This window comes from Sphingomonas sp. TREG-RG-20F-R18-01, from assembly GCF_022662475.1.
Lineage (GTDB): Bacteria > Pseudomonadota > Alphaproteobacteria > Sphingomonadales > Sphingomonadaceae > Sphingomonas.
Map to the genome: position 1 here is coordinate 609,022 of NZ_JAKNQQ010000002.1, position 26,958 is coordinate 635,979.

Here is a 26,958-nt window from a genome sequence, read left to right on the forward strand (position 1 = left end):
CCAACGGGCAACGGTGCGGTCCTTACTTCTCCAGCAGTTCCGGCCGGATGTGGATCGCGATCAGCGACATCCGCACTTCGAACAGAAACGAGATGAGCGACGCGATCAGCAAGCCCATCGCAAGGATGAACGACACCGCGACCATCGTCCCGATATGCAGCTTCACCAGTTCGGCCACGAACAGCAGCGCCACCACCAGGCACGTCATCACCGCGCTCGACACCGCGAGCACCAAGGCTGCGTTGATGACGATCATCCGTCGGTCGAGCAACCGCAACTCCCACACGTGACGGTCGTGCTCGGGGCCCTGCGAGGCAGGGTGCAGCGCCTCCAGCGCGCGCGCGCGATCGACGACGCGCGACAGGCGCCCGGCCAGCACGTTGAGCAACGCACCGATACCGGCGAGCATGAACACGGGGGAGAGCGAGAGCTGGATCGTCTGGGCGATCGTGGTGACGGCGGGATAGGGATTCATCCGGGCCGTTGTGCGCAATGCGGTGCGCCGACGCAACCCGGGGAGCGGATGCGGGCGTCCGGCGTTGAAGCGGGATGAGCGAGCTCGAAGACCTTCAGGAACAAATGGAAGCGGCGGCCGCCGCACTTGATTTCGAAGAGGCGCGGCGGTTGCGCGACCGGATCAGCCTGGTGCGCGGCGGGGCGGATACGCAGGACGCGGCAGACGCGGATACGGCGGGGCTGGTGCGGCAACAACCCGGCGCGATGGGGCTAGGGTCGAGCCAGCAGCGGATGACCCCGCCCGAGGGGTGGACACCACCGCCCAAGCCGGACTTGATGACGAAGGGGCGGTCGCGCAAGCGGTAGCGGGCGTTCTGCAGGAACGTGGCTGGGGCCGCCCGATTGGGATCAGACCCGCAGATACCGGAAGTACCAGACCTCACGCCCCTGCCGCCGCGCCTTGCGTTCGTAGCGCGTCTCGGGCCAGTCCTCGGGGCGGGTGAGGAAATCGGCGGGACCCTGCGCGGTCCATACGAAATCGCGGCGTTGCCCCATCACCATCATCGCCCAGCGGCAATAGGTCGGGTCGTCGGTGCCGAGCCGGAACTCGCACCCGGGCTTGAGCTTCGCCGCGATCAGGTCGAGCGGGCCGTGGTTGACCATCCGACGCTTGGCATGGCGCGCCTTGCGCCACGGATCGGGGTGCAGCAGATACAGGCGCGACAGCGATGCATCGGGGAGCCGCTCCACCACGTCGAGCGCGTCGCCCATGTGGAGCCGGACGTTGTCGAGGCCATCGTCGCGGATATGCGCGAGCGCGCCGACCACGCCGTTGAGGAACGGTTCACAGCCGATGAACCCGGTATCCGGTCGCATCCCCGCCTGCCCGGCGAGATGCTCGCCCGCGCCAAAGCCGATCTCGACCTCGAGCGGGCGGTCTGCGCCGAACAGCGTCGTCGCGTCGAGCGGGCCATCGGTCGGCACGCTGATCTGCGGAAGCAGCGTTTCGACGAGGTCGGCCTGGCCCAGCCGCAGTTTGTGGCCCTGGCGCCGGCCATAGAGGCGGCGTGTCGTCATCGGATCGGTCATCGGGCGGGCGTGTAGCGCGGGATGCGACGGGAGCAAAGTCCCGAGCCTGTCGTTACCCTGCGGCAACGAGGAAACGGACTATCATGGCGGACGCGAACCAGCAGGACGAAACGCAGGAGCAGGATGCCGGAAGCGTCGAGGAACTGAAGGCCGCCAATGCGCAGGAACTGCACCGTGCAGTGCGCGAGGAAGGGCAGGAGGAGCTCGAACGCCCGGTCAGTGCCCTGTTCTGGTCCGGGGTCGCGGCCGGGCTTGCGGTGACGGCGTCGCTGATCGCGGAGGGCGCGATCGCGTCGCACGTTCCACCAGGGCCGACGCGCCCGCTGCTGATCGCGCTTGGCTATCCGATCGGGTTCGTGATGGTGATTCTTGGGCGTATGCAGCTCTTTACCGAGAGTACCGTGACAGCGATGCTGCCGCTCGTCACGACACCGTCGTGGGATGCGCTGGGGCGCACGCTGCGGCTGTGGGCGGTGGTGCTGCTCGCCAATTGCATCGGTACGGCGCTGTCGACCGGCGCATTTGCGGGGCTCGGCCTGGGCGATGCGTCGCTCGACGCCGGGATGATCGAGGTGTCGATGAAGATCACCGAACATGGTGTGCTCGAGACGTTCTTCAACGCCGTGCCCGCGGGGTTCCTGATCGCGATCGTCGCCTGGTCGCTACCCAACGCGCGCGAGCAGGCGTTCCTGGTGATCTTCGGGATCGTCTATGTCGTGGCAATCGGCGGCTTCAGCCATTCGGTCGTCGGATCGAGCGAGGCGTTCCTGTTGCTATGGACCGGCAAGATCGGGGTCGGCGGGGTGCTGTCGTTCCTCGTTCCCGCGGTGCTCGGCAATTTGTTCGGCGGGGCCGGGTTGTTCGCGGTGCTGGCGCATGCGCAGGTGCGCGAGCAAGGCGCGTGAGCGCGGCGATGGACCGAACCACGGGCTCGCCCGTTCGGTTTGGCACAGTCGGAGACGCAGGACGATGAGCACAATGAGCAAGGCCGCGAAGAAGCTGGCGAAAGCCGATCGCAAGGCGACGCACGAGGCGGCGCAACACCGTGACCAGCCCGCGGTCAAGGCCCTCGGCAAGCTCAGCGAAGGCGCGGACCAGCCGCCGTTGCTGCTGCTCGGCGTGGGAACGATGGTGGTCGGCGCGGCGCTGCGCCAGCCGGTGATGCTGCGCACGGGCGCGCGCATGCTGGCGAGCGAGGTGGTGGCGACCGGCATCAAGTCGATCATCAAGCGCTCGGTCGATCGCACACGGCCCGCGAAGGCGATCGCCACGGGCAAGCACGACTTCAAGCCTGGCGACAGCAAGGATCACGACGAGAGCTCGTTCCCCTCGGGGCACACTGCGGGTGCCGTGGCGGTCGCGGGCGCGCTGGCGAAGGATGTGCCGGTGCTGGGCGCGCCGGCCTATGCGCTGGCCAGCGGGGTGGCAGCGGTGCAGATGCCGCGCGGGAAACATTATATCCTCGATACCGTCGCGGGGGCCGCCGTGGGCTTCGTCGCGCAGCGCGCGGCGAGCGCCGCCGTGCGGGTCGCGGAGGCGGCGCTGCTGGGAGCGCTCAAGCGACGGCGGCGGTAAGCGCGGCGTGCTGCCGCCTGCCGGATGGCTGGAGCCATGATCCTAAAGCCGGGATTTACCATCTGCGCTAAGCCGGGTGCAACACCACCGCGCTAGCTTCCCCCTGAAGATGAAGGGGAATGTGATGAAAGCCAGTGTCTGGACGTGCGTCGTGCTCGCTGCTGTATCCCCGGTCGGTGCGGTGGCGCAGGACGTCGTGCAATGGTCCGCGCCAGTTGCCGCAACCGGGCGCACGGCTTACTTCCCGATGGGCACCGCGCTTCACCTGAAGACGCGGACCGAGCTGAATACCAAGGACAATCAGGCAGGCGACCGCTTCTACCTCGAAGTCGCGGAACCCGTGGTCTACCGAGGACAGGTGGTCGTTCCGGCGGGATCCCTCGCGGTCGGCGAAGTCATGCGGTCCGAAAAGAACGGGTATTTTGGCAAGCGCGGCCAGTTGGACGTCCGCCTGAACTACGTTCAGACACCGAGCGGGCCGGTGCGGCTCTCCGGCCGGGCCGCACGAAAGGGTCTCGACCAGGCCTTGCTCGCGATCGGCGGCGGCGTTGTGGTGGCGTGGCCGATGCTGTTCATTCACGGCACCAGCGGTCGCCTGCCGGCTGATACGCCGGTCGTCGCCTATCTGGCGGACGACATGCGGTTCACGCTGCAACCCGACAGCGAACAGGCGGTCGCGGCAATGGAAGATCGCTCCGGGCAAGCCGAACGGGTCTTGCCCGCGCGATTCGATCCGTCGGTGTTTTCCGGCAGTCCACGCTAGGCCGCGATCCGGCCTCGCAAGGTCTCGGGCGCGGCATGTGCCGCGCCCGATAGCGATCAGGCGACGGCGGCCTTGAGCGCGTCGACCAGATCGGTCTTTTCCCAGGTGAAGCCATCCGCATCGGGCTCGCGCCCGAAGTGGCCGTAGGCGGCAGTGCGCTTGTAGATCGGCGCGTTGAGCTTGAGGTGCTCGCGGATGCCCTTGGGCGTCAGGCGGACGAGCTGCGGGAGCACTTCCTCGATCTTCGACTCAGGCACCGTGCCCGTGCCGTGGAGATCGACGTAGAGCGACAGCGGCTCGGCGATGCCGATCGCATAGCTCAGCTGGATCGTGCAGCGACGCGCGAGGCCCGCCGCAACGACGTTCTTCGCGAGATAGCGCGAGACATAGGCCGCGGAGCGATCGACCTTGGTCGGATCCTTGCCCGAGAACGCGCCGCCGCCGTGCGGGGCCGCACCGCCGTAGGTGTCGACGATGATCTTGCGGCCGGTAACGCCAGCATCGCCATCCGGACCGCCGATTTCGAACGCGCCGGTCGGGTTGATGTAGATCTTGGTCGCGTCGGTCACGAAGCCCTCGGGCAGCGTGTCCTTCATCACGCCGGCGACGTAGCTGCGGAGTTCTTCGTACAGCGCCGGGTTGGCGTTGTCGCCCTGGAGGCAATAGCCCGCCTTGTGCTGGGTCGAGACGACCAGCGCGGTCGCGCGGACCGGCTTCTCGTCCTTGTACTCGAGCGTGACCTGGCTTTTGGCGTCGGGCTCGAGGAACGGGGCCGCGCCCGAGTGACGGTCGGCCGCCATCTGCTGGAGGATCTTGTGGCTGTAATAGAGGGTCGCGGGCATCAGGCCCGGGGTCTCGTCGGTCGCGTAGCCGAACATGATGCCCTGGTCGCCGGCACCCTCGTCCTTGTTCGCGCCCTCGTCGACGCCCATCGCGATTTCAGCGGACTGGCCGTGGAGGTTGTTCTCGAAGCGGAAGTTTTCCCAGTGGAAGCCCGACTGCTCATAACCGATCTCGCGCACGGTGTTACGCACCGCCGCCTCGATCTCCTCGAGCGCGCCATCGGCCCATGCGCCGTTCTCGTACACGCCCTTGCAGCGGATCTCGCCCGCGAGGACGACGAGGTTGGTCGTGGTCAGCGTCTCGCACGCGATGCGCGCCTGCGGGTCCTTGCTGAGGAACAGGTCGACGATGGTGTCCGAAATCTGGTCGGCGACCTTGTCGGGATGACCTTCCGAGACCGACTCGGAAGTGAAAAGAAACGATGCGCGCATTTAGTGAAACCCTCGTCTGGGCGCGGACCGGGGCGACCGGAACACGCATATAAAGCTTTCCTTATATGTGCTCCTATCGCGCCCGTCGGCGGATGGCAATTGCCGTTAGCGCCAGCAGGACCCCGCACAGGAGCGCCATCAGGTTGCCCATACGCGCGAACAGGGTGGGTGGTGCCGCCGCCGGGATCGGCAGTTCGATCGCGCCCTTCGTCTCCCACGGGATCGACGCGAGGATATGACCTCGCGCGTCGATGATCGCGGAAATGCCGGTCGGGGTCGCGCGGATGATCGGCAAGCCCTCCTCGATCGCGCGCATTCGCGCCTGCGCGAGATGCTGGGCGGGGCCCCAGCTGCCGTACCAGCTGTCGTTCGAGGGGTTGAAGATCAGCGCCGGACGATGCTTGCGATCGACGATCGAACCCGAGAAGATCATCTCGTAACAGATCGCGAAACCGACCCGGCCGATGCCGGGAATGTCGAGCCCGTCCGGCCCCTTGCCCGGTGCGAAATCGAGGTCGCCGGGGACGAGCCGCGACAGGCCGATCGCGGACATCAGCGGGCGCGCGGGGAGATATTCGCCCCACGGCACGAGATGCGCCTTGTCGTAGCGGCCGATGATTTTGGCTTGCGCATCGATCGCGAAGATCGCGTTGGTCGCGGCGTTGACCTCGCCAGCCTTGTCGAAGGTCAGTGCGTTACCGCCGGTCAGCACGACATCGCGCGGGCCGAGCAGCGCGGCGATCCGCGAGCGCGTGACGAACGGCGCGCCGCGGAAGTAATATTGCGGGGGATAGCCATCCTCGGGGAGATAGCGCAGCGCGCCCTCGGGCCAGACGATCAGGCGCGGCGCGGCGTGCGGGGTGCCGCTGAGCCCCGCGAGCGCACGGAGGTTGGTCTCGGCATAATCCTCGCGCGGGCGCTGTTCCTGGTCGAGATCGGGCTGGACGACGCGGATGCGCGGTGCGTTGGCGATCGGCGCGGGCGAGGTCGTCGGGTCGAACGCAGCCAGCGACAGCACGACGAGCACCCCACCGACCGCGACCGGAAAGCGCCACATCCGCCGGACCGCGAGCAGGATCGCGCCTGCGGCCAGCACCGCGATACCCGACAGCGCATAGGTCCCGAGCCAGGCGCCGCTCGCCGCGACCGGGGTCGGGAGCCAGAGTTCGGAGAGCGGGTTCCACGGATAGCCCGTCAACAGCGTACCGCGCAGATATTCGGTCGCGATCCAGGCGGTCGCGAAGATCAGCACGTAGGACGCGTCGAGCATTGGCTTGCGCAGCCGCCACGCGACCCCCGCCGCCGCCATCGGGAAGATCGCGAGATACAGCGACAGCAGGATCGGCGCGAAGAAACCGAGCGCATGCGGCATCGCGTCCTGGAAGCTGAAGGCCTTGGCGATCCAGTTGTTGCCGATCGAGAAATGCGCGACCCCGAACAGCCACCCGCGCCACAGCGCCGCACGCCGGGTGGGGGCCTGATGCACCAGCAGCATCCAAGCGGCGAAACAGCCGAGCGTGACCGGCCAGAGCGCAAGCGGCGCAAAGCCGACCGCGGCGATCCCGCCGAGGAGGAAGGAGAAGAGGGCGGGGCGCTGGGTCATGCGGTGGCTATCGCGTGATCGGGGAGGGGACGCAACGGGCGAGCGCGCGCCCTCGCAGTTTCCCTACTTGCGCTTCCCCTCTCTCCCTTTCCCCGGCGAAGGCCGGGGCCCAGGAGCGATGGCCGAGGTAACGAAGCGCAGCGGCCAGCAATCCTCCGCTCCTCTCCTGGGCCCCGGCCTTCGCCGGGGAAGTGGCATGATGTTGGCGGCTCGGGGTCAGCAGCCAGTCTGAACGTGACGCCCCCAACCCCCGCCGCTATCGTCCGCGCATGATCCGCCCCTTCCACCTCGCCTTTCCCGTCCACGATCTCGCCGCCGCGCGCGCCTTCTATGGCGGGACGCTCGGGTGCACAGAGGGGCGCAGTTCGGATCAGTGGATCGATTTCGATCTCTACGGCCACCAGATCGTCGCGCATCTCGACCCCGCCGCGAAACCGGTCGCGGTGTCGAACGCGGTCGACGGGCACGCCGTCCCCGTGCCGCATTTCGGCGTCGTGCTGACGATGCCCGACTGGCACGCGCTTGCCGAGCGGCTGACCGCGGCGGGGACTCGCTTCGGGATCGAACCGCACACGCGCTTCGTCGGGCAGCCGGGCGAGCAGGCGACGATGTTCTTTTATGACCCGAGCGGCAACGCGCTCGAGTTCAAGGCGTTTGCCGACGACGCGATGATCTTCGCGCAATGATACGCCGTCGCGTGAAGGACAGACCATGAGCGAACCGATTGTCGTCGATATCCCCCACAAGCTCGGCCTCGCCGCCGCGCGCGCGCGCGTTGATGGCGGGATCGGCAAGCTCGCGGGGATGTTCCCGGGCGGTGCCGCGGTCGATCATCGCTGGGAGGGGGACACGATGTTCTTCACCGTCGCGGCGATGGGGCAGCGCGTCGCGAGCCGGCTGACCGTCGCGGAGACGTCGGTCCGTGCCGAGGTCGACCTGCCGCCGTTCCTCGCGCTGTTTGCGGACAAGATCCGCGCGAAGCTGGCGAAGGAAGCGCCGAAGATGCTGGAGTAATGCCTCTTATTTGCGAGCGTCATGCTGAACTTGTTTCAGCATCCACCGGTGAGCGCGTCCAGCGGCCGGCTGGGCAGGACCACGGTGGATGCTGAAACGAGTTCAGCATGACGGCGCGGTGGGGTGGGCGCGCGTTACTTCGCGCTGACCCGCCACACCGTGTTGCCGACGTCATCCGCGACCAGCAGCGCGCCGCCGCGATCGAACGTCACCCCGACCGGACGTCCCTGCGCCTCGCCCTTGGCGTTGAGGAACCCCGTCAGCACGTCGACCGGCTTCACGCCCTTCCTGGGAAAGCCGAGCTCGCCGAACGGCACGAACGCGACCTTGTAGCCCGACACCGGCACGCGGTTCCACGAGCCATGCTCGCCGACGAACGCACCGTTGCTGTAGGCCGCGCCGAGCTTCGCGTCGCTCGCGAACGTCAGCCCGAGCGCCGCCACATGCGGCCCCATCGCGAAATTGGGGCGCTTGGAATATTCCTGCAACGCCGGGTTCTCGGGCTTCACCCGCGCATCCGGATAGCCGCCCCAATAATACCACGGCCAGCCGAAGTTGTCCCCGAGGCCGACCCGCGTGATGTAATCGGGGACGATGTCGGAGCCCAGCATGTCGCGCTCGTTGACCGCGACCCACAGCCCGCCCGACTTGGGCTCGAACGCCATCCCCTGCGGGTTGCGCAAGCCAGCGCCGAACACGCGGAACGTCATCGCCTGCGGGTCGACCTGGAGGATGTTGGCGCGGTATTTTTCCTTATCCATGCCGTTTTCGGCGATGTTCGACGACGAGCCGACGCCGACGTAGAGATATTTGCCGTTCGGGTCCGCGAGCAGCGTGCGCGCCCAGTGGTTGCCGCCGCCGTTGAGCGCGATCACCTTCTCGGGGGTCGCGGTGATCTTCGTCTCACCGGGCTTGAACGGCACGCGGACCAGCGCGTCGGTGTTCGCGATGTAGAGATAGCCGCCGAGCAGCGCCATGCCGGTGGGCGAGTTCAGCCCGCCGATCAGCACGGTCTTCTGTTCCGCGACGCCGTCACCGTTTGCGTCGCGCAGCAGCGTGATGCGGTTGGCCGAGGGAACGCCCGCGCCGGCGCGTCCGAGCAGGTAGCGCATCACGGTGTCGGTGATGCTGCGGCCCTTGCGCGGCGGCGAATTGGTCTCGGCGACCAGCACGTCGCCATTGGGCAGCCGATAGAGCCAGCGCGGGTGCTCCAACCCTCGCGCAAACGCGGCCACCTTGAGCCCGGCGGCGGGGACCGGAGTCGTGCCCGCGGGCCAGCCGACCGCCTTGGCGACCTTGGTCGTCGGGATCGTCTGTTCGCGCGGTGCGGAGATGGTCGGGCGCTCGCCTTCGACCTGGGCGATCGGGAGCTGGGCGGGTTCGGGCTGGAACATCCACCAGAGGACCGCCGCCCCGACGACCGCGAAAATGCCGAGGAGGATGAGAATATGTTTGCGCATAGCCGCTTGATAGGGTGCGCCGCCGCCCGGTGGAAGGGCTAGAGTTGGGGGGGGCGCGTCATCCCCGCAGTCGGGTCAGCGGAAATCTTCGGGCCTACAGAAACGGCGGCGGCTGCAGCGCCACCGCCACCTCGTACTCAGCGGGTTCTCCCGCGAGAGCATGGCTTCTGCGAAACCATATCTGTTCTCCCGCGAAGGCGGGAGTCCAGGGGTCGCGAGAGCTGTAACCCGTTGTTGTTCTTGGCCCTGGATTCCCGCCTTCGCGGAGAAAACAAAAAACGAACGGCTCGTATACCGACTTTCGCAAAGGCCTCGCGAAAGCGGGACCCCAGGGTTACAGGCGTGGCGCCCGTAACCCTGGGCTCCTGCCTGCGCAGGAGCACGGTCGACTTTAGGCGACCGCAGGCTCGCCTTCGACATGGCCCGACGCGACGTCGAACCGGTCCGCGTTCATCACCTTGACCCACGCGTCGACGAAGTCCTTGACGAACTTGTCGCCGGCATCCGCAGAGGCATAGACCTCCGCGACGGTCCGCAGCTGCGAGTTCGCACCGAACACTAGATCGGTGCGCGAGGCGGTCCACTTCTGCTCGCCGGTCGCGCGCAGCGTGCCGAGATATTCCTCGTCGCTCTCGTCGCTGATCTGCTTCCACGCAGTCTGCATGTCGAGCAGGTTGACGAAGAAGTCGTTGGTCAGCTGACCCTTGCGGTCGGTGAACACGCCGTGCTTCTCCGCCTTGGGATGGTTCGCGCCGATCACGCGAAGCCCGCCCAGCAGCACCGCCATCTGCGGGCCGCTCAGCCCCAGCAACTGCGCGCGATCGACCAGCAGTTCCTCGGTCGGAACGCTGAACTTGACCGACAGATAGTTGCGGAAGCCGTCCGCCTTGGGCTCGAGCACGTCGAAGCTCGCGGCATCGGTCTGCTCGGCCGATGCATCGGTCCGACCCGGCAGGAACGGAACTTCGATCGTCTTGCCGGCCGCCTTCGCCGCCGCCTCGACCCCGACCGAACCACCGAGCACGATCAGATCCGCGATCGAGACCTTCTTGCTACCCTGACCGTCGAAGTCGGCCTTGATGCCCTCATAGATGCCAAGCACCTTGGCGAGCTGCTCGGGCTGGTTGACTTCCCAGTCCTTCTGCGGCGCGAGCCGGATCCGCCCGCCATTCGCGCCGCCACGGTGGTCCGACTGGCGATAGGTCGATGCCGACGCCCAGGCGGTCGTCACCAGCTCGGCGACCGAAAGCCCCGAATTGGCGATCGCCTGCTTGAGGCCACCGACATCCCCCGCGTCGATCTGCGGGTAATCCGCCTTGGGGATCGGGTCCTGCCAGATCAGGTCCTCGACCGGAACGTCGGGACCGAGATAGCGGACCTTCGGCCCCATGTCGCGGTGGGTCAGCTTGAACCAGGCGCGTGCGAAGGCATCGGCGAACGCCGCCGGGTCCTTCTGGAAACGCTTGCTGATCTCGAGGTAGGCCGGGTCCTTCTTGAGCGCCATGTCGGCGGTCGTCATCATCGTCGGGACCTTGACGCCGGGGGTGTGCGCCTTGGGGGCGAGCGTTTCCTCGGGGTTGCCGACCGGCTGCCACTGGTGCGCGCCTGCCGGGCTCTTGACGAGTTCATACTCGTGGTCGAGCAGCATGTCCCAATAGGTCTGGTCCCAGGTGATCGGCGTCGGGGTCCATGCGCCTTCGATCCCCGAGGTGATCGTGTCGTCGCCCATCCCGGTGCCGTGCGTCGAGGTCCAGCCAAGACCCTGCGTCGCGATATCCGCACCCTCGGGCTCGACGCCGACGAGCGAGGCGTCTCCCGCGCCGTGCGCCTTGCCGAAGGTGTGGCCGCCGGCGGTCAGCGCGACGGTTTCCTCGTCGTTCATCCCCATGCGCGCGAACGTCTCGCGCATGTCGCGCGCCGAGCCCATCGGGTTGGGGCAGCCGCCCGGGCCTTCCGGATTGACGTAGATGAGGCCCATCTGGATCGCGGCGAGCGGGCTCTCGAGCGCACGGCCCTCTTCCTCCTCGATCCGCGTATCGCCGAGCCATTCCTCTTCGGTGCCCCAGTAAATGTCCTTCATCGGCTCGAACACGTCCTCGCGTCCGCCACCGAAGCCGAACACCGGGCCGCCCATCGATTCGATCGCGACGTTGCCCGCCATGATGAACAGATCGGCCCAGCTCAGCTGCTTGCCGTACTTCGACTTGATCGGCCACAACAGGCGACGCGCCTTGTCGAGGTTGCCGTTGTCCGGCCAGGAGTTCAGCGGCGCAAACCGCTGCGAGCCCGACGACGATCCGCCGCGACCGTCACCGGTGCGATAGGTACCGGCGGAATGCCACGCCATGCGGATGAAGAACGGGCCGTAATGCCCGTAATCGGCCGGCCACCACGGCTGGCTGTCGGTCATCAGCGCAGTCAGATCGCGCTTTACCGCGGCGTAGTCGAGCGCGTTGAACGCTTCGGCATAATCGAAGTCGTCGCCCATCGGGTTTGCCGACAAGCCGTTCTGCTGCAGGATTTCGAGGCTGAGCTGGTTGGGCCACCAATCGCGGTTGGTGCGGCCGAGCAACGAGCGGAGCGCAGCCGGCTCCTTGCTCGGATCGCTCAGCGGGCTGCCTGTGGTGATTGCGTCCATGGGTCTCTCCAATCGACTCTTGTAAACTCAGGCTGGAGACTGCCACGTCCGGCGCAATTGAGGAAATGCATTAATCCGAAGAGAGTGATCGGCTGGGTGATATTTGGGAAGCTGTGTTTCACTCTGAAACCGTTCGCTTCCCCGGCGAAGGCCGGGGCCCAGTCGAGATGGCCGAGGTAACGGAGCGCAGTCCTCACCTTTCGGCGTTCCGCTCCTGGGCCCCGGCCTTCGCCGGGGAAGCGTGAATGGTAAGCGCAACCTTACCTAGTCGTCGCGCCCTTCAGGCTCCGGCCGTGGCGGATGCAGGCGCAGGCTCAGCACGCGGCGCGGATCCGCCGCGACGATCTCGAGCGTCCAGCCGCTGTCGTGGACGATGCAATCGCCGACCTTGGGCATGTGCCCCGCAAGCACCGCGGCAAGCCCGCCGATCGTGTCGATGTCGCCATCGACCTCCGCGAGCCGCTCGTCGATTGTCTCGCCGACATCCTCGAGCTCAGCGCGCGCATCGACATCCCAGGCGCCACCGTCCAGCGGCACGAGCAACGCGGTCGGCGCGTCGTCATGCTCGTCCTCGATGTCGCCGACGATCTCCTCGATCAGGTCCTCGATCGTGACGAGCCCCTCGGTCCCGAAATATTCGTCGAGCACGATCGCGAGATGCACCCGCTTCTGCCGCATGTCCGCAAGCAGATCGAGCGCGCCGCGCGACATCGGCACGTAGAGCGGCTCGCGGATCAGCGGCGCGATGCTGTCGGGATGCTCGGCGCCGGTCGCGAGGATCTGGAACACGTCCTTGATGTGGACCATCCCGATGATCGTATCGAGCTTCTCGCGGTACACCGGCAGGCGGCTGTGCCCGGCCTCGGCGAACAGAGCGACGAGATTGGCGAAGCTGGTGCTTTCCTCGACCGCGACGATATCCGCGCGCGGCACGCCGACGTCGCCCGCATCGCGCTCGCCGAAGTGGAGCAGGTTGCGGACCATCGTCCGCTCGAGCGGCGAAAGGTCGCCCTTGGCGTCGGGCGCGGGGTCGTCCTCATGCGCGTCGATCGCTTCCTCGAGCGTCGCGCGGAGCGATTCGTCGCCCGAATGGCCCGAGATCCAGCTGCGGAACGACCGCCAGATGCTGGTTTCATGCCCGGGGGAGGCATGGGTGACACCGCCGTTTGGATTGGCGGTGCCGGTCGTACTTTGGCCGTCGGGCATGAGCTTGGGTTAGTCCTCGTCGATCAGATACGGGTCGGCGATGCCCAGCGCGGAGAGGGCCGCGACCTCGATCGCTTCCATCGCCCCCGCCTCGTCATCGTCCAGGTGATCATACCCTAGCAAATGCAGCGTGCCATGCACGATCAAATGCGTTGCATGCGTTTCGATCGCGATATCTTTTTCCGCCGCCTCGCGGGCGCATGTCTCGTAGGCGAGTACGATATCGCCGAGCAGCACCTCACCATCGTCAGAATTCTGCGCGATCGTGTCGAGCAGATCGGCCTGGACCATCGGGAAGGACAGCACGTTGGTCGGCTTGTCCTTGTGGCGATATTGCGCGTTGAGCGTCTGCACTTCGGCGTCGTCGGTCAGTCGCACCGAAATCTCGACCGTTGCGGCACCGGTGGCGAGTTCGGCATGCGGCGTGCGTTCCAGAGCGGCGGTGGCAGCCCGCGTTGCGAGCGCCTCCCAGTCATATTGGGGCCAGATGTCTTCCTGCTGCAGTTCGACGAGGATCATGAAACTATCGCGTCCTTGAGACCGGAGTGCGCAAGATCACTGCCTTCTGATACCCGCTTGCCTGCGAAGCGCGCGCGAAGCTTTCGCCGATGGACGGGGCCGATGGAGTGAACGCTCCTGCATAACCGCGCGCGTGGAGCGAGGGCAAGGTCGGTCTCTATCGCTTCAGCCAGCGGCAGCGTTGCACGCGGAAGGATTCATCCCAGTTGCAGGGTGGCGACGGCGGATTTGATCGTCGCGATCTCGGCGAGCGTACCCGGTGGCAAGGCGGCATAGGCTTCGAAGCTGCCGTCGATCATCTGCTCCAGCGTCAATCCCTGTGCGCCGGGATGGCCGGTGACGAACAGCATGTCCCCGGCAAGGCCGATCCGACGCGCGATCTCGGGATAGATCGGCCATTTGCATCCCGCCATCGGATCGTCGGTAATTGCGGGCACGTCTTCGCGGATCTCCAATCCAGCCTGCGTCAGCGCATGCCGCGCAATGTCGGCGACGACCCGGATCGCGGGATGGTTGACCGTATGCATGAAAGAACCTCCGCCGAGCCATTCCGTAAACAGTCGCTCGGCTTCCAATCCATGCTCGCCGAGCCACAGCGTGGCCGCTGCCCGCGCTTTTGGAAAGGCGTCGAAATAGCCGAGACGGGCGTAGCTGAGGCTGTTGAACAGGCGACGCGTTTGCGCCGGGGTGCGATTGGCGACGAAGGCGGCCGCGATGATCCGCGAATTGTAATCCCCCATCACCGACCGGACCACTCCGCCCGCCGAGTCGAGCAAATAGGCGCTGTCGGGGTGGAAGCCGTCGAAACCGAAGCCTGGCCAATGCGTGGTCTTGGGCCGCGCGGCGATGGCCGCGGCACGAACGGGCCCGTGGTGCGGCCATTCGACCCCTTGCGACAAGACGATGTCGGCGGTCTCCAACTCGGCTACGACCAACTGTTCGTAGTCCGGATGATACACACACGTCAGGTGCACGGTCGTGACCTCTGCATCCGGGATCGCCCGTCGCGCCCACGCGGCAAAACTCTCGCACTGGCAATTGCCGACGACGGCGATCTTCATTGCGCGCTCCGTTCCGGATCGAGCAATTCCTCGTCGCAGATAATTCGCCCGAGCGCCTGCAAGCGCTGGAGTGATCCGGCGACGTCCGCCTCGTCGATTGCTCGGCAGGGCTGCTCGTCCGGCGGTCTGCGATCGTCGTCGTCCGTGGTGAGATAATGACGCGAAAACACCCGCATCACGTGCGCCACGCCGTCGGCGGTGATCGATCGCAGATCCGCCTCGAAATACCGTCCGCGCGCTTGTGGCCCTGTGATGATCTCATATGACGGGAAATAGGCCAGGTCGGGCTCGGACTCGGACAGCATGTCCGCTGCAACGCGCAGGATCGCCTTGCTCGCGATCGTCGAAACCAGCACGTGGCGGGAAACATAGGTCGCGATCAGCGGAACGGGCGACACGGTCAGCAGCACGCGCACGCGCGGATTGACCTCGCGCAGCATCGCGAGAAGCCGGCGCATGTCGTCGACCACCTCCTCTACCGTCATGTTGTGGAACCGATAGGCGCCGGATCCCGGATCGGCTTCCACGCCGGGCGTGATCGGGAAGACCGCGCCATCCGCGTCCGCGATCCAGCATTCGGTCAGCCCGAGCGTGAAGATGAAGACGTCGCACGTCTCGAACATCCGGCACACCGCGTCGAGATGCCCGACGCGCGCCGTCGCGACCGCCTCGGGCGAATCGAAGCCAGCGGTGTACATCGTCGGCCGGAACGGATCGACATAACGGCCGTCGGCGCGGCGCCAGGCCGTGTCGTGCGGATCGCGCAGTCCGAACGCACGCTCGAACAGCTGGAGCAGCTGGCGCGCGGTGTAGATGTTGCCGTAAGCCGCCGAGAACGCTGCGTGCGCCGCCACGTCGCGGGGATCAGGGGGATTTCCCTCCGCAACGATGGGTGCGAAGCCGGCGGCGCGCAGTTCCCGGGACAGATGTTGCGCGAAGCAGCTGCCCGCGGTCGCGATGCGGTCCCTGCGAAACAGGCGGAAGGGGATGTCGACGACCGGGTCGACGCTGTCTCCCGGGCATGCCGCAACGGAACGGCGCCAGAAAGCGGCATCAGGAAGCGACCTGTACGGATTTTCCATCGGATCCTCGCGCGCATCGAGACAAGACGGCTCCTGCGAACGGGGACGCCTTCCTCCTCCAATAGCGGTACGCGGGCACTCCCGGCCTAGGGGATTCCCCAGCCTCGATCCACGCCGGTCTGGACCGAGGCCAGGGTTCAGCGGGCGCCGGCGATCGAGCAAATGCACCTGGAGCGTAGCACGCGCGGCATCCTGTCTGCGCTCTCGTCACCCCGGCGAAGGCCGGGGCCGTGTCGTTATCGCGGATGACGCCCGGGTAACGCAGCGGCCCCGGCCTTTGCCGGGTGACGGCTTCGTCAGCTCGCCCCCTCATAGGCTTCGACGATCCGCCCGACGATCGGATGGCGCACCACGTCGCCCGACCCGAACCGGCAGATCGACAGACCCTCGACTCCCTCGAGCCGCCCGACCGCGTCGTTCAACCCCGACGCGTTCATGCCGCCGGGAAGATCGGTCTGCTTGGGATCGCCGCACACCACCATCCGGCTGTTCTCGCCGAAGCGCGTCAGGAACATCTTCATCTGCGCGGGCGTCGTGTTCTGCGCTTCGTCGAGGATGATGAACGCATCCGCCAGCGTCCGCCCGCGCATGAACGCGATCGGCGCGATCTCGATCTCCCCGCTCGCGATGCGGCGCTCGACCTGTTCTGCGGGCAAGCAGTCGTTGAGCGCGTCGTAGAGCGGGCGGAGATAGGGATCGACCTTCTCCTTCATGTCACCGGGCAGGAAGCCCAGTTTCTCGCCCGCTTCCACCGCCGGGCGGGACAGGATCAGCCGCTGGACGCTGCCGGTGATCAGCTGCGCCACCGCCTGCGCGACCGCAATGTAGGTCTTGCCGGTGCCCGCTGGCCCGAGCGCGAAGATGATGTCGTTGTTGAGCAACTGCCGCATGTAATGCGCCTGGGCGATCGTGCGCGGGACGATCGTCTTCTTGCGCGTGCGGATCATGATCTGCGGAACCGCGCCGCCGCTGGCATCGGCCTGGATGATTCCGGCCAGGGTCGGCTCGCTCGACATCGCGATGACCGCGTCGATCAGGCCCGGGTCGACGACTTCGCCCCGTGCGATCCGGTTGTACAGGCCGTGGAGCACGTCGCGGGCCTGCGCGACCGATTCCGCAGTGCCTTCCAGTCCGACCTTGTTGCCGCGCGCGGTGATATAGACGCCCAGTTTGTTCTCCAGGGCGAGCAGGTTCTGGTCGAACTCTCCGAACAGTTGCGCCATCAACTGGGGGCGATCGAACACGACCTCGGTGCGGCTACGGTCGCCGGATTGCGCGGGGACTGGCTTGCGGCTCATGCAATTCCTTTGCTGGGAAAAGGCGGACGATAGGCATCACGACTGGTGACGCTGAACGGAACGCGAACATGGGGAGCGATGGGCAGCCGGGCAAGGATGGGGGGCGGGATCGTTCGGGGCTGCATCCGAGAGACGGTGTGGCACGCCGTCGTGACCGGTGACAGACAAAAACGCGCAGGCGTTCAATCGACGTCGCGGTGTCAGCGCCGGACGCCGATGCGCGTCAGCGCCACCTCGACCCCCGACACGATGATGCGCGCCGCGCCGATGAAAATGTACACCCATAATGCGGGCGGATTTGGCTTCCACTGGCCGGGTGCGAGGTCGGACGAGGAGCGATCGGGAAGCATGGACACCATGGTGCGCCAAAGCGGATTGCTTGTCGAGAGCATGTGCGGCGAGCGGCCGGCGCGACACGTCAGGTTGCCGCTGGCCAAAGCTGCTTGGGAAGCGTATCATCAATTCAGGTTAAACTACCGACCAAGAAGGAAAGAGGGTTACGAAATCTTAGTATTCTTGTGTCAGCCGTGTGTCCTCTCGGAGAACGGTACATGGTTTTGACTGCACAACTCTTTCTTCAGGAAGATGGTGCCCTGCAGGAGCCGGGCCCCAGCGGTCGTCAGGCGCCGCGTCGCCCGATCCATGCCGGCGCCACTGTCCGCGACGACCGCGCGCGACCGATCGATGCCGAGGTTGTCGATCTTTCCACCACCGGATGCCTGATCGTCGTCGATGGCGTGGTTGCGGTGCCGTCCGACATCAGCATCGGCATCGCTGGAATCGGGCGCGTTTCCGCGCGAATCGTGCGGCGCAACGGGCAGCGATATGGCTGTGCCTTCGACCAGCCGCTGTCCGAGGGAGCCGTGCTGGCCGCGCGTGCGGTCCAGACCGTGGTTCCGTTCGCAACGGGCGCCGATCCCCTGCCGACCGGCGCAAGCGATGCGAACGCGGACCCCGAATTCCGTCGTCTGCCGATGCGTACGCGCCTGGTCGTCATCGTCGGTGCGTCGCTGGCGTTGTGGGGCGTGGTGGTGACCGGCGTGGTCGCCGCGGTGGCCGTCCTCAGCTGATCGGGAGACCGGCCGACTCGGTGCCCGATACGGAATTCGGCCCGGCCTGCGTGATCTCGACCGTCACCAGATCGCCGACCTTCGCGTCGGTGACGAGATGGACCGATTGCAGCCATGGCGATTTGCCGAGCATCTGCCCGGGCAGCTTGCCCTTGCGCTCGACCAGCAACTGGCACCGCCGTCCGACACTGGCGGCGTTGAACGCCGCCTGATCCCGATTGAGCGCGGCCTGGAGCCGCTGGAGCCGCTCGTCCATGACGTCGGCGGGAACCTGCTCCCCCATCGTTGCTGCGGGCGTGCCCGGGCGTGGCGAATATTTGAAGCTGAACGCCTGCGCATAGCCGACGGCATCGACCAGGCTCAGCGTATCGGCAAAATCCGCCTCGGTCTCGCCGGGGAACCCCACGATGAAATCACCGGAGAGCGCGATGTCCGGCCGGACCGCGCGCACCCGGTCGAGGATGCGGAGGTACGAGTCCCGGCTGTGGCTACGGTTCATCGCTTTCAGAATGCGGTCGCTGCCGGACTGCACCGGCAGATGGAGGAACGGCATGAGCTTCGCGATATCGCGGTGGGCCTCGATCAGCCCCTGTGTCATGTCGTTCGGATGGCTGGTGGTGTAGCGGATCCGGGCCAACGCATCGATTCCGGACAGCGTCGCGATCAGATCGTGCAGGCCCTGGCCGCCATCGGTCCAGGCGTTGACGTTCTGCCCCAGCAGCGTGATCTCCCGCGCGCCGGCTTCGACCAGCGCCTTCGCCTCGTCGACGATCTGGCCGAAGGTGCGGCTCACCTCTGCCCCGCGGGTATAGGGGACGACGCAATACGTGCAGAATTTGTCGCACCCTTCCTGCACCGTCAGGAACGCGCTGGGCGGGACCCGGCGGCGCGCGGGGAGATGCCCGAATTTCATGTCGACCGGCATGTCCGTGTCGAGCGCGGCTTCGCCCCGCGCCGCCCGTGCGACCAGGTCGGGAAGATTGTGATAGGCCTGCGGGCCAACGACCACGTCCACCTTGGCGCGACGCACGATTTCCGCACCCTCGGCTTGCGCGACGCAGCCGGCCACTGCGATCATCGGGTCCTTGCCGTGTTTGCGCAACCGTCCGATGTCCGAATAGACCTTCTCGGTCGCGCGCTCGCGAATATGGCAGGTGTTGAGGACGACGAGATCGGCATCCGCCGGGTCCGCCTGCGTCAGTCCTTGTGCGGCCATCAGTTCGGCCATGCGATCGCCGTCATAGACGTTCATCTGGCAGCCGAACGATTTGACCGCGAAGGTCTTTGGGGCTTTGTGCGGAATCTTGGGGGCAGGGGTCATGTCGCGGTCGCTATAGGCGAGAACGGACAGGGGATGAACCCCTCGGTTGCTGCCGGATCTTGCAACGGGGCGGGGGCGACCGTTTCCTTTTTGCCGCCCCGGATTCGCGCGGCGGTGGCGCGGATTTACACCCGGGGCGCCCGCGTCACCCCGTCCGCTTCACGCCGTTGGCCTCGCCGGCGCGCGCGGCGGGATGGTCCTTGATCTCCAGCGCCGCGGGCAGGGTCTCGCCCTTGCCAGCCCAGACGTCGTGGCCGATGAACGGCGGTACCGGCCCGCACATCACGACCGACAGCGCTGCCTCGATGCGCCGCTTGCTCTCCGCCGCGATCGCCTTTCGACCCGGATAGTCCCGCGGATAGAAGGGTTCGAGGAAGTGCACCGCGACGCGAAACCGCTCGGCCCGCGCGAGCAGGCGAACCGCATTGGCCTTGCCGCTTTCCTCGCCGATCCAGGCGATGTCCGCACCGACCGGCCCGTAATCGAGCAGCACCGGCTGGACCATCACGCCGGGGGGCGGGGGTTCGAGCACCTTGAGCATCGAGGTCTTGAAGGGCAGCAGCGAGCGACCGTCGGTCGTCGTGCCTTCGGGAAATACGGTGACCGACCAGTTCTCGGCAAGCGTCTCGCGCAGCGCGTTGATCTGTTCGGCGACTCCCAGGCGATCCTCGCGTGCGACGAACACGGTGCGGTTGAGCGTCGCCAGCCAGCCGACGACCGGGGCTTCCCGGATTTCCGCCTTGGCGACGAACGCGGTCCCGCTGGCCCCGGCGATCGCGCAGATGTCCACCCAGCTGACATGGTTGGAAATATAGAAGACGTCGCGCTTCAACGGTACGCCGACGACCCGCACGCGCGCGCCGCAGATCCGCGCGGCCGTCCCGAGGAACAGCCGCGGCCAGGGCGACGACAGGCGTACGAAGCGCCAGAGATAATGCAGCGGAATGGTGACCAGCAGGGACAAGGCGAGCAGCGTCACCCGCGTCCACAGGCGGACCCAGCCGAGCCAGCTGATCGGGGGCGGCCGTCCGGCCGCCGCATCGGCCCGCGCAGCCGCGCGGGCGGCGGCGGCTTCAGCCCTTGCGGTCAAGCGCGACGCCGTACAATTCCATGCGGTGGTCGACCAGTCGGAAGCCCAGCCGCTCGGCGATCGCCTTTTGCAATTGTTCCAGCTCCGGGTCGACGAATTCGATCACCTTGCCGGTTTCGACGTCGATCAGATGGTCATGATGCGCCTCGGGCGCGGGTTCGTAGCGCGCGCGGCCGTCCCCGAAATCGTGCCGATCCAGAATGCCGGCTTCTTCGAACAAGCGGACGGTACGATAGACTGTCGCGATCGAAATGCCGGGATCGATTGCAGAGGCGCGTTCATACACCTTCTCCACATCGGGATGGTCTTCGGCATCGGACAGGACGCGGGCGATCACGCGACGCTGGTCGGTGATGCGCAGGCCTTTTTCGGCGCACAAGGCTTCAAGGTCGATATGGCGGGGCATGGGCCCGATGTAGGCGTCTTCGCTTTATTGCGAAAGAGGATAGTGAGTCGCAACAAGCCCTTCCCGCACCGGGAAGGGCTTGTGCGGGACGATCAGCGACCGACCGGCTTGCGACGCTTGGTGCCCAGGCCGATCTTCTTGGCCAAGGTCCGGCGCTGTTCCGCATAGTTGGGTGCAACCATCGGATAGTCGGCCGGAAGATTCCACTTCGCGCGATATTGCTCGGGCGTCATCTGATAATGCGTCATGAGGTGACGCTTCAGCATCTTCAGCTTCTTGCCGTCCTCCAGGCACACGATGAAATCGGGCTTGATCGAAGAGCGTACCGAAACCGCCGGCTCCTGGCGAACTTCGGCGACGGGGGCAGGGCCACCGAGCGACGTCAAAGCACCATGCACATTGGAAATGAGCACTGGAAGGTCGGAGACCGCGACGCTGTTGTTGCTGACGTGGGCCGCGACGATGTCGGCGGTAAGCGTGATCAGGGTGTCCTGAAGCTCGCTGTTGATGTCCATTGGAATCCTTTCACACTATAGTGCGCACGATTACAGTCCGTGGCACATGCGGGCTATCGCCCTGCACTGATTCGAATGCAAGGATCAATTACGAAGATGACCGATACGTCATTATAGATCGCGTCGATATGTCAGCGCATCGAATGCCTGACCAGCCGGTCCTCGATAGTATTGATGACGTTCGCCGACTTTCTCGAATCCTGCCGACCGGTACAGTTTGATCGCGTCGTTACCACTACGCACTTCGAGGTGGACGGTTCGCGCGCCCTGACTTGTCGCATCGGCGACCACCGATCGTAACAACGCAGCCGCGACACCACGCCGCCGAAACGCCGGAACCGTCGCCAGCAACAACAGTTCCGCTTCGTCTAAGACACGACGGGACAGGGCAAATCCGGAAGGTTCGCCGCCCAGCGTGGCGATCGTCAACCAGACGCCGGGCATGGCGAGCAGCCCCAGGACCTGGTTGTGCGTCCAGGCTTCGCCGAAGCGCGGATCGAACGCTGCCTGCATCATACGATCGACGATCGGCAGGTCCGCGACAACGCCGCCGCGCAGGTCGACGCGCAGCATCGTACTCATGTCGATCGTCCCGCTAGGTCGATCTTGCGTGCCGCCGGCTTGGCATCGGGCGCGCGTCCATAGATCGGTACCGGCGACAATGTTGCGAATTGGGACGGCAACAGCGTGGCGTGGGCCGCGTCGGGCAGCATGTCGGTCGACATACGGCTGGCATCGAGCGCGGTCATGAAGCGGACGCCGTTCCCGAAGAGCGGCAGGTCGGCGGACACTGCCGCCAGCGCCGCTTCGGGACGAAGCGAAGTAAAGGGGGCGGTCGCGCGAAGAGGGGCGGCGAAGCCTTGCATGAAGACTTCGCCATGCCCGCCTTCCAGCACCACCGCAAGATCGGAACACCCCGTTGTGCTGTCAAACGCCGCCGCAGCGATCAGCGCCAGCGACGAATAGCCATGCAGCGATGCGCCCCACCCGAGCGCAAGACCGCGGGCAGCGGCGATGCCGACGCGGATGCCGGTGAAGCTGCCCGGACCGCAATCGACCAGAATGCACGGTGCCCGACCACCGTCGGGCAGTTCCGCGATCATGGCGATCAGGCGTTCGGCGTGGCCGCGCCCGACCACTTCGTGGCGGCGCGCGATCACGCGCTGCTGAGCGATCAACGCGACCGAGCAGGCAGCGGTCGCGGTCTCGATGACAAGCGTGCGCATGCGATCAGACGATCGTGTTGAACGTCTCGAAGTCCGGCCGGGGCGAGCGATCGAAGATCGTCGCGGGGTCGCCATGGCCGAGCGTGGAAATGAAGTTGACCGTCACGCTAGGCGTTTCGGCGAAGAACGCGGTGTCGATCTTGCCGCCGTCAAACCCCGACATCGGCCCCATATCGAGCCCGAGCGCGCGTGCCGCGATGATGAAATAGGCGCCCTGCAGCGACGAGTTGCGAAATGCCGAAGCCGCACGCAATTCGGCGTTCCCGTCGAACCAAGCCTTGGCATCGACATGCGGGAACAGCGTCGGGAGATGTTCGTGGAAGTCGCGATCCATCCCGATGATGACGCTGACCGGTGCCTTCAGGATCTTGGGCGCATTTTGCGCGGAAACGCAGTCGGCGAGCTTCGCCTTGGCGGCATCGGTCGTACACCATATCATGCGCGCCGGCATCTGGTTCGCCGAGGTCGGCGCCCATTTCATCAGGTCCCAGATCGCGCGGACATCGTCGCGGCTGACCGTGGCGTCGGTGTAACCGTTGTAGGTGCGGGCGGTACGGAAGATCTGGTCGAGCGCCGCGTCGTCGAGCATTGGCATCAGATTGCGCGCACTTCGGTGACTTCGGGGACATAATAGCGCAGCAATTGCTCGATCCCGTTCTTGAGCGTGGCGCTCGACGACGGACAGCCGGCGCAAGCGCCCTGCATCGCGAGATAGACCTTCCCCTTTTCGAAGCCGCGATAGACGATGTCGCCGCCGTCATTGGCGACCGCCGGGCGGATCCGCGTCTCGATCAGGTCCTTGATCTGCGCGACGATGTCGGCGTCTTCGGGATCGTCGGCAAAGCCGCTGTCGCTGGCGACCGCGATCCCGGCTGCCGACCCAGCCCGGAACAGCGGCATGTCGGCACTGAAATGGTCGAGTATCAGACCGAGCACGTCAGGCTTGAGCACACTCCAGTCCGTACCCGCTGCGGCGGTGACGGAGATGAAGTCGCTGCCGAAAAACACGCCGGTCACATCCCCGAGCCCGAAAAGGGCTTCGGCAAGCGGCGACGCTTCTGCCTCTTCGGGAGCGGCAAAGTCGCGCGTGCCCGCCGCCATCACCGTCCGGTTGGGCAGGAATTTGAGCGTGGCCGGGTTGGGCGTGGTTTCGGTTTCGATCAACATGCTTGTCATGTGGCGCGCTGCTGCACGGATCGCAAGGGATGATCGCGGCCGATCTGGCCGTTTGCGCGATCCGCCTGAATGCTGGCGGTGGCGGGATTCCGCCGCTATCGTCGAACCATGACTTCGCTTCAGCGCAAGATGCGCCTCGCCCTTCTGTCGTCCCTCATCATCGGTGCAGCACCCCAGCAGAGCGGTCCTGCCGCGACCGCGCCGGCGCCCTCGACGACGCCGTCGTCCGTGCACCCCGCAAGCGCCGCCGCCATCGCAGAGGCGGGCGAGGCTGCGATCGCGAACCGCGATGCGTGGCTCTACAAGGGCAGTGACATCACGCCGGATGCGGCGTGGCGGTTCGGAACGCTCAAGAACGGTCTGCGCTATGCCGTGCGCAAGAACGGCGTGCCGCCCGGGCAGATCGCCGTGCGCGTGCGGATGGACGTCGGTTCGCTGTACGAGACCGATCCCGAGCGCGGCTTTGCCCACATGATCGAGCACCTGTCGTTCCGCGGCTCGCAATATGTGCCGGACGGCGAGGCGAAGCGGATCTGGCAGCGGATGGGAACGACCTTCGGGTCGGATACCAACGCGCAGACGACCACGACGCAGACCGTCTACAAGCTCGACCTGCCCAGCGCGACTGCGGGCGGGATCGACGAGAGTCTCAAGATCCTGGCCGGCATGGTCTCGCGTCCCAACATCACGACGCTGGCGCTCGGCGCGGAACGGCCCGCCGTGCTTGCCGAGCAGCGGGAGGCGCCCGGACCGCAGGTGCGCTTCGTCAACGCGCTGAACGCCACCTTCTTCGCCGGGCAGCCACTCGCCGACCGTTCGCCGATCGGGCATGTCAAGGAACTGGAGGCGGCGACCGCGGACAGCGTCAAGGCGTTCCACGATCGCTGGTATCGCCCCGAACGCGCGGTCGTCGTCGTCGCGGGGGATTTCGACCCGGCCCAGCTCGAAGCGATGGTCGCGAAGAATTTCGGTGACTGGCGCGGCATCGGTCCGGCCCCGGCGGATCCCGATTTCGGCAAGCCCGATCCCAAGCAATCGACGACCAAGGCGGTGGTCGAGCCAGGGATTGCCGCGCGGATCGAGATGGCGATCCTGCGGCCTTGGCATTACAATGACGATACGGTGATCTTCAACCAGAAGCGGCTGGTCGACTTCCTGGGCCTCGCGATCATCAACCGTCGGCTGGAGACACGCGCACGCTCGGGTGGCAGCTTTATCGCGGCCGCGGTGCGGCTGGACGATCCGTCGCGCTCCGCCAACGGGACGTTCGTCACGATCCTGCCGGTGGGCAACGCGTGGGCGCCCGCGGTCAAGGACGTGCGGGCGGTGATTGCCGATGCGCAAACCTCCCCGCCGACCAAGGCCGAGGTCGAGCGCGAACTCGCCGAGCAGCGCGTCCAGTTCCGCACGCAGGTCGACACCTATCGTGCCGAAGCCGGGGCGAAGGAAGCCGACGACATGGTGCAGGCGGTCGACATCCGCGAGACGACGACCTCCCCCGACGTGATCCAGAAGGTGTTCGAGGATGCCGTGGCCAAGGGTTTCTTCGCGCCCGCCAAGATCCTGGAATCGACGCGCCGCCTGTTCCAGGGCACGCCACCGCGCGCGCTGATCTCGACCCCGACCGCCGAGCAGGGGATCGAGGCGTCGCTCGCCAATGCGCTGAAGGCCGACGTCAAGGGGCTGGCGGGCAAGCGACTGCGCCAGGGGAACGTCTCGTTCGATCAGCTTCCCAAGCTCGGCGCGCCCGCCACGATCACGTCGACGACGCCGATCAAGCCGTTCGACATGCAGGAATATACGCTGTCGAACGGCGTCCGCGTGCTGGTCTATCCCACCACGTCGGAGGACAGTCGCGTCTATGTCCGCGTCCGCTTCGGCGGGGGATATAACGCGCTGCCGGCCGACAAGGAGTCGCCCGCTTGGGCGGCCGACCTCGCCCTCACTGCGGGCGGCATCGGCAAGCTCAAGCAAGGCGATCTCGACGCTTTGACCTCGGGGCGCCGGATCGGGCTGGATTTCGGCATCGATGAAGACGCGTTCACCTATAATGCGCTGACATCGCCGGCCGACCTGTCCGATCAGCTGCGCCTGATGGCGGCGGCGCTGTCCGCACCGGGTTGGGATCCCGCCCCGCTGGCGCGCGCGCGCAGCGTCGCGATTTCGGCGTTCCCGGGTTACAATTCGTCGCCGGACGGCGTGTTGCAGCGTGATCTCGAGCGGCTGCTGCACGATGGTGACCCGCGCTGGGGCACCCCGAGCCAGGCGGCGATCGAGGCGACGTCGCCCGCGAGCTTCCGCGGTCTTTGGGAGCCGCTGCTGAAGACGGGGCCGGTCGAGGTCATGGTGTTCGGTGACATCAAGGCCGACGCCGCCATCGCAGCGGTCCAGAAGACGCTCGGCGCCCTGCCGCCGCGTGCGGCACCGGTCAATGTCGCCCCGCCCCCGGTTCGGTTCCCGGCGCATAACCTGACGCCGGTCGTGCGCACGCACGATGGCCCCGAGAACCAGGCGGCGGCGGTCATCGCCTGGCCGACGGGGAGCGGTGTCGCGGGTCTGACCGACGCGCGGCGTCTGGACGTGCTGGCGGCGATCTTCAGCGATCGCCTGTTCGATCGGCTGCGGTCGCAGGCGGGTGCGAGCTACAGCCCGAACGTGTCGAGCAACTGGCCGGTGGGGCAGCCCGGCGGCGGGCGGATCGTCGCGATCGGGCAGGTCGCGCCGGCGAACGTGCCGCTGTTCTTCAAGCTGTCGCGCGAGATTGCGGCCGAGCTGGTGTCCAAGCCGATCGACGAGGACGAACTGAAGCGCACGATCGGCCCGATGCAGCAGGCGATCATGCGCCAGTCGACCGGCAACCAGTTCTGGATGAACCAGCTGGACGGCGCAGTCTATGATCCGGCGAGGATCGTCGCGCTGATGCATCTGTACAGCGACATCTCCTCGATGACCGCGGCGCAGTTGCAGGAAACGGCGGTCAAGTATCTGCGGCCGGACAAGGACTGGACGATGCAGGTGGTGCCAAAGGCGAAGTGACGGCTTCTTCTGCCTTCCGTCATGCTGAACTCGTTTCAGCATCCATCGCGCAACGGGCACGGACAGGACTTGTAGCACGG

At 66.4% G+C, this 26,958-nt stretch carries 28 protein-coding genes; 8 read left to right on the forward strand and 20 right to left on the reverse strand.

Annotated elements, in window-relative coordinates; genetic code table 11:
- Positions 1-22: 22 nt before the first annotated feature.
- On the reverse strand, positions 23-475 hold the full coding sequence (locus L8K25_RS08385; protein WP_242138421.1) for a DUF2721 domain-containing protein: 453 nt from the start codon (positions 473-475) through the stop codon (positions 23-25).
- 74 nt (positions 476-549) lie between these two features.
- On the opposite strand from L8K25_RS08385, the gene L8K25_RS08390 reads away from it, so the two are divergent.
- Entirely contained in the window at positions 550-822 is a 273-nt protein-coding gene (locus tag L8K25_RS08390) for a UvrB/UvrC motif-containing protein (protein ID WP_242138422.1), read from the forward strand.
- Positions 823-864: 42 nt separating this feature from the next.
- On the opposite strand, the gene L8K25_RS08395 is transcribed toward L8K25_RS08390, so the two are convergent.
- The gene (locus L8K25_RS08395) at positions 865-1,545 is read right to left on the reverse strand and encodes a tRNA (guanine(46)-N(7))-methyltransferase TrmB (RefSeq protein ID WP_242138423.1); all 681 of its coding nucleotides are present in this window, start codon (positions 1,543-1,545) and stop codon (positions 865-867) included.
- 83 nt (positions 1,546-1,628) lie between these two features.
- Between L8K25_RS08395 and L8K25_RS08400 the strand changes: the two genes are divergently transcribed.
- From L8K25_RS08400 to L8K25_RS08410, 3 genes are all read left to right on the forward strand, one after another.
- Positions 1,629-2,450 (forward strand): formate/nitrite transporter family protein, encoded by an 822-nt coding sequence (locus L8K25_RS08400; RefSeq protein ID WP_242138424.1) that lies wholly within the window; start codon positions 1,629-1,631, stop codon positions 2,448-2,450.
- A gap of 73 nt (positions 2,451-2,523) precedes the next feature.
- The gene (locus L8K25_RS08405) at positions 2,524-3,120 is read left to right on the forward strand and encodes a phosphatase PAP2 family protein (protein WP_242138425.1); all 597 of its coding nucleotides are present in this window, start codon (positions 2,524-2,526) and stop codon (positions 3,118-3,120) included.
- 124 nt (positions 3,121-3,244) lie between these two features.
- Complete coding sequence (locus L8K25_RS08410) at positions 3,245-3,883, forward strand: hypothetical protein (protein ID WP_242138426.1); 639 nt, start codon at positions 3,245-3,247, stop codon at positions 3,881-3,883.
- A gap of 56 nt (positions 3,884-3,939) precedes the next feature.
- Here L8K25_RS08410 and metK read toward each other — a convergent pair whose 3' ends face one another.
- Positions 3,940-5,157, reverse strand: a complete 1,218-nt coding sequence (gene metK, locus L8K25_RS08415) for a methionine adenosyltransferase (protein ID WP_242138427.1) — start codon at positions 5,155-5,157, stop codon at positions 3,940-3,942.
- Positions 5,158-5,230: 73 nt separating this feature from the next.
- A complete protein-coding gene (gene lnt, locus L8K25_RS08420) occupies positions 5,231-6,760 on the reverse strand; it encodes an apolipoprotein N-acyltransferase (RefSeq protein WP_242138428.1) in 1,530 nt (509 codons plus the stop codon).
- Between the two features lie 269 nt (positions 6,761-7,029).
- Here lnt and L8K25_RS08425 point away from each other — a divergent pair, with 269 nt between their 5' ends.
- Both L8K25_RS08425 and L8K25_RS08430 read left to right on the forward strand, forming a co-directional pair.
- A complete protein-coding gene (locus tag L8K25_RS08425) occupies positions 7,030-7,446 on the forward strand; it encodes a VOC family protein (protein ID WP_242138429.1) in 417 nt (138 codons plus the stop codon).
- A 25-nt stretch (positions 7,447-7,471) separates the two neighbouring features.
- Entirely contained in the window at positions 7,472-7,774 is a 303-nt protein-coding gene (locus tag L8K25_RS08430; RefSeq protein ID WP_010218730.1) for a polyhydroxyalkanoic acid system family protein, read from the forward strand.
- 134 nt (positions 7,775-7,908) lie between these two features.
- Here L8K25_RS08430 and L8K25_RS08435 read toward each other — a convergent pair whose 3' ends face one another.
- The 8 genes from L8K25_RS08435 to L8K25_RS08470 form a co-directional block, all read right to left on the reverse strand.
- On the reverse strand, positions 7,909-9,234 hold the full coding sequence (locus L8K25_RS08435; protein ID WP_242138430.1) for a sorbosone dehydrogenase family protein: 1,326 nt from the start codon (positions 9,232-9,234) through the stop codon (positions 7,909-7,911).
- 391 nt (positions 9,235-9,625) lie between these two features.
- Positions 9,626-11,872, reverse strand: a complete 2,247-nt coding sequence (gene katG, locus L8K25_RS08440) for a catalase/peroxidase HPI (RefSeq protein ID WP_242138431.1) — start codon at positions 11,870-11,872, stop codon at positions 9,626-9,628.
- A 264-nt stretch (positions 11,873-12,136) separates the two neighbouring features.
- Positions 12,137-13,078, reverse strand: a complete 942-nt coding sequence (locus tag L8K25_RS08445; protein ID WP_242138432.1) for a hemolysin family protein — start codon at positions 13,076-13,078, stop codon at positions 12,137-12,139.
- Positions 13,079-13,087: 9 nt separating this feature from the next.
- Positions 13,088-13,597 carry an rRNA maturation RNase YbeY gene (gene ybeY, locus L8K25_RS08450; RefSeq protein ID WP_242138433.1) on the reverse strand — a complete coding sequence of 170 codons (510 nt, stop codon included), beginning with the start codon at positions 13,595-13,597 and terminating at the stop codon, positions 13,088-13,090.
- Positions 13,598-13,794: 197 nt separating this feature from the next.
- Positions 13,795-14,658 carry a WcbI family polysaccharide biosynthesis putative acetyltransferase gene (locus L8K25_RS08455; protein ID WP_242138434.1) on the reverse strand — a complete coding sequence of 288 codons (864 nt, stop codon included), beginning with the start codon at positions 14,656-14,658 and terminating at the stop codon, positions 13,795-13,797.
- A complete protein-coding gene (locus L8K25_RS08460) occupies positions 14,655-15,740 on the reverse strand; it encodes a GSCFA domain-containing protein (RefSeq protein ID WP_242138435.1) in 1,086 nt (361 codons plus the stop codon). The genes L8K25_RS08455 and L8K25_RS08460 overlap by 4 nt, the downstream gene beginning before the upstream one ends.
- A 296-nt stretch (positions 15,741-16,036) precedes the next feature.
- Positions 16,037-17,038, reverse strand: a complete 1,002-nt coding sequence (locus tag L8K25_RS08465; RefSeq protein ID WP_242138436.1) for a PhoH family protein — start codon at positions 17,036-17,038, stop codon at positions 16,037-16,039.
- Between the two features lie 200 nt (positions 17,039-17,238).
- Positions 17,239-17,388, reverse strand: a complete 150-nt coding sequence (locus tag L8K25_RS08470) for a hypothetical protein (RefSeq protein ID WP_242138437.1) — start codon at positions 17,386-17,388, stop codon at positions 17,239-17,241.
- 201 nt (positions 17,389-17,589) lie between these two features.
- On the opposite strand from L8K25_RS08470, the gene L8K25_RS08475 reads away from it, so the two are divergent.
- Positions 17,590-18,108, forward strand: a complete 519-nt coding sequence (locus tag L8K25_RS08475; protein ID WP_242138438.1) for a PilZ domain-containing protein — start codon at positions 17,590-17,592, stop codon at positions 18,106-18,108.
- Here the strand turns inward: L8K25_RS08475 and miaB are convergent.
- The 8 genes from miaB to L8K25_RS08515 form a co-directional block, all read right to left on the reverse strand.
- On the reverse strand, positions 18,101-19,429 hold the full coding sequence (gene miaB, locus L8K25_RS08480; RefSeq protein ID WP_277923320.1) for a tRNA (N6-isopentenyl adenosine(37)-C2)-methylthiotransferase MiaB: 1,329 nt from the start codon (positions 19,427-19,429) through the stop codon (positions 18,101-18,103). The two genes, L8K25_RS08475 and miaB, sit on opposite strands and share 8 nt — an antisense overlap.
- A 145-nt stretch (positions 19,430-19,574) precedes the next feature.
- Positions 19,575-20,519 (reverse strand): lysophospholipid acyltransferase family protein, encoded by a 945-nt coding sequence (locus L8K25_RS08485; protein WP_242138439.1) that lies wholly within the window; start codon positions 20,517-20,519, stop codon positions 19,575-19,577.
- Positions 20,503-20,925, reverse strand: coding sequence for a Fur family transcriptional regulator (locus L8K25_RS08490; protein ID WP_242138440.1), 423 nt, complete (start codon positions 20,923-20,925; stop codon positions 20,503-20,505). The genes L8K25_RS08485 and L8K25_RS08490 overlap by 17 nt, the downstream gene beginning before the upstream one ends.
- A 92-nt stretch (positions 20,926-21,017) precedes the next feature.
- Positions 21,018-21,440 carry a MucR family transcriptional regulator gene (locus tag L8K25_RS08495; RefSeq protein ID WP_242138441.1) on the reverse strand — a complete coding sequence of 141 codons (423 nt, stop codon included), beginning with the start codon at positions 21,438-21,440 and terminating at the stop codon, positions 21,018-21,020.
- A 111-nt stretch (positions 21,441-21,551) separates the two neighbouring features.
- The gene (locus L8K25_RS08500) at positions 21,552-22,022 is read right to left on the reverse strand and encodes a GNAT family N-acetyltransferase (protein ID WP_242138442.1); all 471 of its coding nucleotides are present in this window, start codon (positions 22,020-22,022) and stop codon (positions 21,552-21,554) included.
- Positions 22,019-22,666, reverse strand: a complete 648-nt coding sequence (gene tsaB, locus L8K25_RS08505) for a tRNA (adenosine(37)-N6)-threonylcarbamoyltransferase complex dimerization subunit type 1 TsaB (protein WP_242138443.1) — start codon at positions 22,664-22,666, stop codon at positions 22,019-22,021. Before tsaB ends, L8K25_RS08500 begins: the two co-directional genes overlap by 4 nt.
- A 4-nt stretch (positions 22,667-22,670) precedes the next feature.
- A complete protein-coding gene (locus tag L8K25_RS08510) occupies positions 22,671-23,261 on the reverse strand; it encodes a malonic semialdehyde reductase (protein WP_242138444.1) in 591 nt (196 codons plus the stop codon).
- Entirely contained in the window at positions 23,261-23,833 is a 573-nt protein-coding gene (locus L8K25_RS08515) for a NifU family protein (protein WP_242138749.1), read from the reverse strand. The genes L8K25_RS08510 and L8K25_RS08515 overlap by 1 nt, the downstream gene beginning before the upstream one ends.
- A gap of 138 nt (positions 23,834-23,971) precedes the next feature.
- Here L8K25_RS08515 and L8K25_RS08520 point away from each other — a divergent pair, with 138 nt between their 5' ends.
- Positions 23,972-26,878, forward strand: a complete 2,907-nt coding sequence (locus L8K25_RS08520) for a M16 family metallopeptidase (protein ID WP_242138445.1) — start codon at positions 23,972-23,974, stop codon at positions 26,876-26,878.
- Positions 26,879-26,958 lie beyond the last annotated feature (80 nt).

Coding starts and splice junctions, on each gene's coding strand:
- L8K25_RS08390 (WP_242138422.1), top strand. CDS start 550: ATGAGCGAGCTCGAAGACCTTCAGGAACAAATGGAAGCGGCGGCCGCC.
- ybeY (WP_242138433.1), bottom strand. CDS start 13,597: ATGATCCTCGTCGAACTGCAGCAGGAAGACATCTGGCCCCAATATGAC.
- L8K25_RS08475 (WP_242138438.1), top strand. CDS start 17,590: ATGGTTTTGACTGCACAACTCTTTCTTCAGGAAGATGGTGCCCTGCAG.
- L8K25_RS08510 (WP_242138444.1), bottom strand. CDS start 23,261: ATGCCAATGCTCGACGACGCGGCGCTCGACCAGATCTTCCGTACCGCC.
- L8K25_RS08445 (WP_242138432.1), bottom strand. CDS start 13,078: ATGCCCGACGGCCAAAGTACGACCGGCACCGCCAATCCAAACGGCGGT.
- L8K25_RS08385 (WP_242138421.1), bottom strand. CDS start 475: ATGAATCCCTATCCCGCCGTCACCACGATCGCCCAGACGATCCAGCTC.
- lnt (WP_242138428.1), bottom strand. CDS start 6,760: ATGACCCAGCGCCCCGCCCTCTTCTCCTTCCTCCTCGGCGGGATCGCC.
- L8K25_RS08425 (WP_242138429.1), top strand. CDS start 7,030: ATGATCCGCCCCTTCCACCTCGCCTTTCCCGTCCACGATCTCGCCGCC.
- L8K25_RS08455 (WP_242138434.1), bottom strand. CDS start 14,658: ATGAAGATCGCCGTCGTCGGCAATTGCCAGTGCGAGAGTTTTGCCGCG.
- L8K25_RS08435 (WP_242138430.1), bottom strand. CDS start 9,234: ATGCGCAAACATATTCTCATCCTCCTCGGCATTTTCGCGGTCGTCGGG.
- L8K25_RS08465 (WP_242138436.1), bottom strand. CDS start 17,038: ATGAGCCGCAAGCCAGTCCCCGCGCAATCCGGCGACCGTAGCCGCACC.
- L8K25_RS08460 (WP_242138435.1), bottom strand. CDS start 15,740: ATGGAAAATCCGTACAGGTCGCTTCCTGATGCCGCTTTCTGGCGCCGT.
- metK (WP_242138427.1), bottom strand. CDS start 5,157: ATGCGCGCATCGTTTCTTTTCACTTCCGAGTCGGTCTCGGAAGGTCAT.
- L8K25_RS08410 (WP_242138426.1), top strand. CDS start 3,245: ATGAAAGCCAGTGTCTGGACGTGCGTCGTGCTCGCTGCTGTATCCCCG.
- L8K25_RS08470 (WP_242138437.1), bottom strand. CDS start 17,388: ATGCTTCCCGATCGCTCCTCGTCCGACCTCGCACCCGGCCAGTGGAAG.
- L8K25_RS08400 (WP_242138424.1), top strand. CDS start 1,629: ATGGCGGACGCGAACCAGCAGGACGAAACGCAGGAGCAGGATGCCGGA.
- L8K25_RS08515 (WP_242138749.1), bottom strand. CDS start 23,833: ATGTTGATCGAAACCGAAACCACGCCCAACCCGGCCACGCTCAAATTC.
- miaB (WP_277923320.1), bottom strand. CDS start 19,429: ATGACCCCTGCCCCCAAGATTCCGCACAAAGCCCCAAAGACCTTCGCG.
- L8K25_RS08430 (WP_010218730.1), top strand. CDS start 7,472: ATGAGCGAACCGATTGTCGTCGATATCCCCCACAAGCTCGGCCTCGCC.
- L8K25_RS08395 (WP_242138423.1), bottom strand. CDS start 1,545: ATGACCGATCCGATGACGACACGCCGCCTCTATGGCCGGCGCCAGGGC.
- L8K25_RS08490 (WP_242138440.1), bottom strand. CDS start 20,925: ATGCCCCGCCATATCGACCTTGAAGCCTTGTGCGCCGAAAAAGGCCTG.
- katG (WP_242138431.1), bottom strand. CDS start 11,872: ATGGACGCAATCACCACAGGCAGCCCGCTGAGCGATCCGAGCAAGGAG.
- L8K25_RS08520 (WP_242138445.1), top strand. CDS start 23,972: ATGCGCCTCGCCCTTCTGTCGTCCCTCATCATCGGTGCAGCACCCCAG.
- L8K25_RS08405 (WP_242138425.1), top strand. CDS start 2,524: ATGAGCAAGGCCGCGAAGAAGCTGGCGAAAGCCGATCGCAAGGCGACG.
- tsaB (WP_242138443.1), bottom strand. CDS start 22,666: ATGCGCACGCTTGTCATCGAGACCGCGACCGCTGCCTGCTCGGTCGCG.
- L8K25_RS08495 (WP_242138441.1), bottom strand. CDS start 21,440: ATGGACATCAACAGCGAGCTTCAGGACACCCTGATCACGCTTACCGCC.
- L8K25_RS08500 (WP_242138442.1), bottom strand. CDS start 22,022: ATGAGTACGATGCTGCGCGTCGACCTGCGCGGCGGCGTTGTCGCGGAC.